At 71.9% G+C, this 3,535-nt stretch carries 1 protein-coding gene and 1 pseudogene; both read left to right on the top strand.

Translation table 11 applies throughout. The features are described from left to right. Positions 1–354: 354 nt before the first annotated feature. A pseudogene (locus FV222_RS20335) lies at positions 355–1,332 on the top strand (OmpA family protein); the annotation flags it as partial. 888 nt (positions 1,333–2,220) lie between these two features. Then, positions 2,221–3,429 carry an MFS transporter gene (locus FV222_RS20330; protein WP_147762760.1) on the top strand — a complete coding sequence of 403 codons (1,209 nt, stop codon included), beginning with the start codon at positions 2,221–2,223 and terminating at the stop codon, positions 3,427–3,429. The last annotated feature ends 106 nt before the right edge of the window (positions 3,430–3,535 follow it).

The raw sequence follows: 3,535 nt of genomic DNA, 5'->3' as shown, positions 1-3,535 counted from the left end.
CCCCCCCCCCCCCCCCCCCCCCCCCCCCCCCCCCCCCCCCCCCCCCCCCCCCCCCTTTTTTTTTTCACCCACACCACGCCAAACGACATCGGCTCCGGCCTCGTGGGCTCGCAGATGTGAATAACACACACACGCCGCCCGGGCGTGCCCGGTCGGCCGGTGCAACCGCCGGGCGCGGGCCAGTTCGCCCCCGGCCAAGGCAATCCGGGACAAGGCAATCCGGGGCAAGTGAATCTCGGGCAGGGCCTTCCCGGCCAGCCGAGCCCCGGCCAGCCGGGGCTTCGCGGCTCCGACACGCAGCCGGGCTACGACCCGCGCGGCGTCCCGACGGGACGCGTCGACGACCGCGGCGGCTTCAACCGGCCCGGGCGCCCCGGCTACATCTCCGGCGGCTTCAACACGGATGACGAGGAGGTGCGCGACTACGACCGCGTGCGCCGCGACCGCCGCGAGTTCAACGAGGACGGGCGGACCTACATCCGCGAGCCCGGCCGCATCATCGTGCGCGACCGCGACAACTACTTCATCCGCCACGACGAGAACGAGCGCTTCCGCGACATCGGCGGGCGCGGCTACCGCAGCGAGCGCCGAGGGCCGGAAACCTACACCTACCTCGATCGCCCCGGCGGCGAGCAGATCGTGACGGTGATCGACGACGACGGCCGTATGCTGCGCCGCTCCCGCCGCTTCCGCGACGGCCGGGAGGTCGTGCTGATCGACAACAGCTACGGCGGCGCCCCGCGCCCGATCTACGAGGACGTGGTCGACCTGCCGCCGCCCGACATCCGCATCCCGCGCGAGCGCTACGTGGTGGATTACGGCGCGTCCGACGAGCGCGCCGTCTACGAGGCCCTGTCGGCCCCGCCGGTGGTGGCGATCGACCGGCGCTACACCCTCGACCAGGTCCGCTACAGCCCGCAGCTGCGCGCCCGCATGCGCAGCGTCGACATCGACACGATCAACTTCGACACCGCGTCGTTCACGGTCACCCCCGACCAGGCGGCCCGGCTCTCCACCATCGCGGCGGCGATCAACCAGGCGATCCGCGCCAACCCGCAGGAGGTCTTCCTGATCGAGGGCTACACCGACGCGGTCGGCGCCGACGTCGACAACCTGTCGCTGTCGGACCGCCGGGCGCAATCGGTCGCCACGGTGCTGACGCAGAACTTCCAGGTGCCGCCGGAGAACCTGACGACGCAGGGCTACGGCGAGCAGTACCTGAAGGTGAACACGCAGAGCGCCTCCCGCGAAAACCGCCGCGTCACGGTCCGCCGCATCACCCCGCTGCTGCAGCAGGGCAACGCGGGCGCCGCGGCTCCGCCGCCGCGGTAGCGGCTCGCCCCGTCTGCCGGCGTTCGGATCGCGCGAAGCACGACGCAGCCCCCTCTCCCGTTCGGGAGAGGGTTGGGGTGAGGGGTCAGGTCGAGCCGAAAAGGGGACGGTCCTGACCCTGGCCCTTGCCCGGATGAGCGACCGTAGTCCCACGATGTTCGACGGCTGCAGCCAACGCGCGGGTCCCCCTCGCCTCGCGGGCGGGGAGAGGCCCGGCTGCGCCCCGTCGTGCAGCCGGGGAGCGGAGGCGAAGCCGAAGCGAGGGTGAGGGGGAATCGACGAATGAGCCTCTTCCGTTCGCGCCCCCTCACCTTCGGCTGCCGCCTCGCTTCGCCGACGACGAGGTCGGCAAAGCCCTCTCCCCGCGCGCGGGGCGAGGGGATGCGCGCCCATCGATCCGCCATAGCTGGGATTCGTGAATGCGGTGGCGTCCGGCTGGATGGTGCTGGCGCGAGCGGTCAAGTCCGTCCGGGAAAGGCACGCCCCTCCCCTTGTCCCGCTCTCGATCGGGCAAGGTGATCGTAAAGCGTGATGTGCTCTTCGGACCCCTACGGGCAGCACCGTCGTCATCCCGGGGCCGCGCAGCGGAGCCCGGGCTCCAGAACCGCAGGACGAGCAGGACTTGGCACCGGCGGCGGTTCTGGATTCCGGGCTCGCCTCCGGCGCCCCGGAATGACGGCGTGGCACAATCTGTGATCGGCCTGCCCGAACGCGAAGGGGGAACCCGCGCGGCGTCCTGCCGGATGGCGAGTCCCGTCGCATGCTTCAGGGGAACGCGTCCTCTGCCTGTCACGACGAAGGTCGGTTTTCCGCGCCCCAGCGGTTGACGGTCGCCGCGTCCAGGCGTCAGGCCTGTGTCGCGAGGACGAGGCCGGGACCGGAAAACGCATGAGCGACGGCGTCGAGCTGATCCGATCGGGCACGCCGGCCTTCCGCCGCACGGCGCTCGCGCTGGCGGCAGCCGGCTTCTCCACCTTCGCCGTGCTCTACTGCGTGCAGCCGCTGCTGCCGGTCTACGCCGACGACTTCGGCGTCTCGCCGGCCGAGAGCAGCCTCGCCCTGTCGCTGCCCTGCGGCGTACTCGCGGTAGCGCTGCTGGTCGTCAGCCCGATCTCGGAGGTCCTGGGCCGCAAGCCGGTGATGCTGGCCTCGCTCTTCGCCTCGGCGATCCTGACGATCGTCGCCGCGATGGTGCCGGGCTGGCACGGGTTCCTGGCGCTCCGCGCGCTCACGGGGCTCGCCGCGAGCGGGCTGCCGGCGGTGGCGATGGCCTATCTTGGCGAGGAGATGGACGCGCGCTCGATCGGCCTGTCGATGGGGCTTTTGGTCGGCGGCAACGCGGTGGGCGGGATGTGCGGCCGGCTCATCGCCGGCATCATCGCCGACCACGCCACGTGGCGGCTCGGCGTCGGCACCATCGGCGTGCTGGCGCTGGCGGCCGCCTTCGCGTTCTGGTGGGCGCTGCCGCCGTCCCGCCGCTTCGTCGCCCACCGGATGCGCTGGCGCGAGGTGCCCGGCACCTTCGGCCAGCACTTCCGCGATCCCGGCCTGCCGTGGCTGTTCTCGGAAGCGTTCCTGCTGATGGGCGGCTTCGTGTGCGTCTACAACTACATCGGCTTCCGCCTGCTCGATCCGCCGTTCTCCCTGAGCCAGACCGCGATCGGCGCGATCTTCGTCGTCTACCTGTTCGGCACGCTGAGCTCGACGCTCACCGGCGAGGTCGCGAGCCGGCTCGGGCGACGCAAGGTGCTGTGGCTGGCGATCACGGTGGCGCTCGCCGGCATCCTGATGACCCTGTCCGAGAACCTGTGGCTGGTGGTGCTCGGCATCGTCGTCACCACCATCGGCTTCTTCGGCGCCCACTCGGTGGCGAGCAGCTGGATCGGCCGGCGCGCCCTGCGGGACCGCGCCCAGGCCTCGTCGGTCTACCTGTGCCTGTACTATCTCGGCTCGTCGGTGCTCGGCACGGCCGGCGGCTGGTTCTTCGCCCATTCCGGCTGGACCGGCGTGGTCGCGTTCGTCGGCGTCCTCTACGGTCTGGCGCTCGCCGTCGCGCTCCGGCTCTCGCGCCTCGCGCCGCTCGCGCCCGCCCCCTGAAGGAGGTCGCCATGACAGGCACCCAACGCCGCCACGAAGACCACGTCGCCGACCGGTTCGGCGCGCAGGCCGCGGCCTACGTCGCCAGCGCGGTCCACGCCGCGGG

The sequence above is a fragment of the Methylobacterium sp. WL103 genome, assembly GCF_008039885.1.
Classification (GTDB): Bacteria; Pseudomonadota; Alphaproteobacteria; order Rhizobiales; family Beijerinckiaceae; genus Methylobacterium; species Methylobacterium cerastii.
Note: the sequence above shows the minus strand (reverse complement) of the source record. Positions and strands in the feature narration are given on the sequence as shown.

Coding starts and splice junctions, on each gene's coding strand:
- FV222_RS20330 (WP_147762760.1), top strand. CDS start 2,221: ATGAGCGACGGCGTCGAGCTGATCCGATCGGGCACGCCGGCCTTCCGC.